Source organism: Methanobrevibacter sp. (genome assembly GCF_045646045.1).
In the GTDB taxonomy this organism is placed as follows: Archaea; Methanobacteriota; Methanobacteria; order Methanobacteriales; family Methanobacteriaceae; genus Methanocatella.
In genome coordinates, this window is the sequence record NZ_JAZRJY010000072.1 from 1 (window position 1) to 4,340 (window position 4,340).

At 34.1% G+C, this 4,340-nt stretch carries 3 protein-coding genes and 1 pseudogene; all 4 read right to left on the bottom strand.

Annotation, left to right across the window (positions count from 1 at the left end; translation table 11 throughout):
* The coding region (locus tag ACKI5C_RS04650) for a nitrogenase component 1 (protein ID WP_407432040.1) at window positions 1-1,341 on the bottom strand (1,341 nt) is incomplete at its 3' end.
* 37 nt (window positions 1,342-1,378) lie between these two features.
* On the bottom strand, window positions 1,379-2,944 hold the full coding sequence (locus tag ACKI5C_RS04655; RefSeq protein WP_407432041.1) for a nitrogenase component 1: 1,566 nt from the start codon (window positions 2,942-2,944) through the stop codon (window positions 1,379-1,381).
* Window positions 2,945-3,420: 476 nt separating this feature from the next.
* Window positions 3,421-4,002: a pyridoxal 5'-phosphate synthase glutaminase subunit PdxT gene (pdxT, locus tag ACKI5C_RS04660; RefSeq protein ID WP_407432042.1), complete on the bottom strand. Its 582-nt coding sequence runs from the start codon at window positions 4,000-4,002 to the stop codon at window positions 3,421-3,423.
* A 73-nt stretch (window positions 4,003-4,075) separates the two neighbouring features.
* Window positions 4,076-4,340 (bottom strand): annotated as a pseudogene (locus tag ACKI5C_RS04665) (pyridoxal 5'-phosphate synthase lyase subunit PdxS); the annotation flags it as partial.

A 4,340-nucleotide genomic window follows, 5' to 3' on the forward strand; every position in this document is an offset into this window, starting at 1 on the left:
ATCTTCCACTACAGTTAATCCACCGTCATATCCACCATAATGCTTTGCCAGAACAGACCTGTTATATATTGGATATGAAATCGGAATGTGCAAAGCATTATAATCCTCAATTGAAGTTGGAGCCTCTATCGAACTGGAAAATAAAAATAAAAATGGTCTATCTTCCAAGTTTTTCCTAATTTTATAAGTATCTGCTTCAAATATAATATCCGGCTGAACGACGGTATCTAAATTATTCCTGATTTCAGACAATATCTCTTCTCTTACCTCTACTGGAGGGTTATCAGTTATTTGAACTATATCCGGCAAATATCCAAGTTCATTAGCTAAGAATTTTGTAAATGCGATTGCATAACTACTTTCAGCTGCAACAGCATAAAAAGAATTTGGACGTACTAAAATAATTGCATCACCAGGATATTCCATTAACCTGTAATACCAGTCTTCTTTTTGTGCAATGAACTCTTCCACTTTTTCACTTGGTACATCCAACTTTTCACCAACAGTTCTTAAGAACTGTGCAGTTTGTTTTGCACCAACAGGAACATTCGGAAATTTGATAAAAGGAGTTCCGTATTTTTTTTCTAATTTTTCTACGGCTCTAACTCCCAACCATGGATTTACAACAATATTGAATTTCGCCTGAGGTATTTTATTAATATGGTCCAAACCATTTTTTTCTGAAAAAATAATGTTGGCCTTAATACCTATTGATTCTAATAATGTCTTGATTGTTAATAAATCGCCTTTCCAGTAAACATGATTATATGGAACAACACCAAAAATATTAACAGTTTTTTCCTCAATTTTGCCAGCCTCATCCGGCAATAACTGATCAATGATTGCATCCCAGAATAAATTATATCCTTCTGGAGAATTGGCTTTAAAACCTGGTGCATTAACATGTATTACTGCAGCCTGATCTCTAAATTCCTCTACAACCTGATCAACATCATCACCAATTAATGAAGGAACACATCCAGAAGTTACAACGAATAACTCATCGTTAGCTATTTCAATTGTGGATTCAATTAAATTTCTAAGCTTTTCTTCACCACCTAATATTACATGTTCCTCTACCAAACAGGAACATGGAGTACTTGTTCCTCCTTCATTTCCACCAGCTGATTCACCACCGGCATACAAAGTTCCAAACAATTGGCCTACACCACAACCCGCACCAGAATGCAAAATTGGAATTCCGCCTCGAATACCTAATGTAGTACCGTAAACACCTGCAAGAGCACAACTGTATCTAGGCGCTTCAACAGATTCACTTTCAAAATGATTGATTTTAGTATCTATACCTGATTTATTTTCTAAAGTTTCTTCAATAGACAAGTAATCATCTCCTTTAATAAATTAAAATTCTGTCCAACTATTTGCCCTCATTTAAATAGTACAATGGGTTGTCCTGTTCATACCACCAATCTTTATAACTTTTTTCTGTTTTTTCAGCCAAAGTCTTATGATAGGATTTGTTTTTAAACGCATGTAACAAGAAGTTACCAAATGCTATTGCACCGGCATACCCTGTTTGAGCACTGGTAGGCTCTGGATCTCCCCTTAATGAGTGAATCCTAGTTACATTATTGTCTCTTTCCCAAGTTCCACCTTGGAACGGACAGGTTAATGTCAAATCAGGATCCAAATTAGTTGTTACATTTGCTTGCTCTGCAGCTTGGAATGTATTAACCATTAATTGGAAATCCCCATTTTTTTCAATGATGTCTTCTAATTCTTCAATTAACAAGTCATCGAAATCCTGTGCCATTGCGGCAGGGGTTGCTAATCCTAATTCGTCAAAGTAAGGCATTTGAGACACCAATCTTCCTTGACCAAGAGAACCTAAAACTGTCGGTTTTTTACCGTTTTTTCTTAAACTTACAAATTCGTCCTGAATAGCTTTTAGCTTAGGTTTCCAAATTTTATGTTCCTCTTCAATTAATTTTTCAACTTCATCTTCTTTTCCAGTATACTTTGCAATGTTTCTTAACCATTCATCAGTGCTGGAAATGCCTGTTGGGGAAGGATAAAGGAAATATGGAACTCCAAATTTTTGTTCTAATCCTCTTGAAAGATAATCAGTATATGTTGGACAAATAGGAGCAGTTACAGCCGCTTCAGATAATTGTTCAAAGTCAGATACTGTTGCAAACTCAGGAATGAAATTTACTCTTAAACCTAATTTACCGAGCAACCTTTTGATTTCAAGCCTGTCCTGCCAGGTGTATGATAACATACTTGCTACATTAACAAGATCCTCTTGCTTTTTCTCAGGTTCTTTTACCAAGTATTTTAAAATAGCATGCCAAAATGCATCATAGCCTGTTTGTACAAGTCTGCTTCTTATTCCTTCACAATGAATAGGAACAATTGTAGCGTTTACTTCAGGTTGCACTTCATCGACTGTTCCTTCAATATCCTCACCAATAATTCCTGTGGTACATGATGTCAATATGAATATTGCTTGAGGATTGTAACGTTCTTCTGCTTTTAAAATTGCGTCCCTTAATTTTTCAGAAGCACCGTAAACTACATCATCCTGCTGCAAGTTAGTAGTTAACCAAGCATTATTATATTCATTTGTTCTTCCTAATGATTCAGGCACGCCCCTATATAATTCACGATAACCTAAAGTTCCTGCAGAACATCCAACAGGAGCATTAAATATAGTAACTGAATCACGAATAGTTGTTACACGATTGGAAAGATAAAAATTTAAAACACAACCACCAGATTGCTGGAATTTTCTATCCGGAATCTTGATATTTCCATCTTTTGCATCCTGCAACAATTCAGATGCCTTTCCATAATAAACATTAGTACCATTTGCACGTTGTTCCCTATTCGGACAAGTGTCTTTATCTAAATCTAATATTCTCTTGATTTTATTTTTTCTGCATGATCCATTTCCACGATTTTTACCATGTCCACAAACCATATGCTACACCTCCAAGATATCATATAACAATTGTTATATTAAGGCAATATATCTTCAATCTTAATAAGCAACTGTTACAAAATTTAATTAAACTCCTCATAACAGTTTAATTAAAAGTCTATTCCATTATCATATTTTAAAAAAATATTTTTCATAATTTAAAAAGATATCCATAATAAAATTAATGGAAAAATTCTGTAAATTGACAATAGCTAAAAAATTTACATACGCATGACCAAGGCATACACATGTGACAACAATTCATTTTCATATCTTTACAACTACACATAATTTTACACCTCTATCTATTGTTTGTACAAATTTTTATAACTATTGTTATAAAAGTAGTCTGGTGAATTTAAGTTAGAATTTCATAGTATTTAAAGGTTACTGTTTTTAAGCATTTTATAGAAAATTTAAATTTTTCATGTAAAAATAATCCATCCCATTAAAAAAAGATGGAAAACAGATATAGTCTAAATTGCCAAAACCTCTTTAATGAAATATTCATGAATCAATGTATCATCGGTCAATTCAGGATGAAATGATATTGCAATATTTCGGCCTTGTTGAATAGCTATTATTTCACCATCAAATTTTGATAAAATCTTAATGTCCTTTTTGGTTCGGTCATAAGATTCAAGTGAGGGAGCCCTAATGAACACTCCCAAATATTCTTGCCCGAATATTTCAATTGGTGCTTCAAAGGAATTCTTTTGGCTGCCATACCTATTTCTTTTAACTGAAATATCCATCAATCCCATTAATGGTTGGTCAAAATCTGTCTTTTTACCAAGCAAAACCATTCCGGCACAAGTTCCAAATACAGGAATATTGTTTTGTTTAATTACCTTGTCTATTCCTCTTTCGTGAATGAGTTTGCCTATTACTGTGCTTTCCCCACCGGAGATTATTATTCCATCGCATGTTTCGATATCTTCAGCATATTTAACTGATTTGACTTCAATATCCACTCCCAACTTTCCAATTGCTTTTTTAGTCATGTCATAATGCTCTGAAACTGCACCCTGTAAATTTAGTATTCCAATTTTTACCATTTTAACACCAATTCCAGATATTTTGGCCAATAATCTTTTTTTGAATTCAAAAATAAAAAAAATATAAAGAGGTTTAGATTCCTCTATCCTGCATCCTATCGGATTCAGTTAATGTGGACATTTCTATTCCTTTCATTGCCTGACCCAATCCTTTAGACACTTCAGCCAACACTTCTGGCTTATCATAGTTTGCAGTCGCTTCAACAATTGCCTTTGCGAATGCTTCAGGATTATTTGATTTGAATATTCCTGAACCTACAAAAATACCGTCAGATCCTAATTGCATCATCAAAGAAGCATCTGCAGGTGTTGCGATACCTCCTGCAGCAAAGTTGACA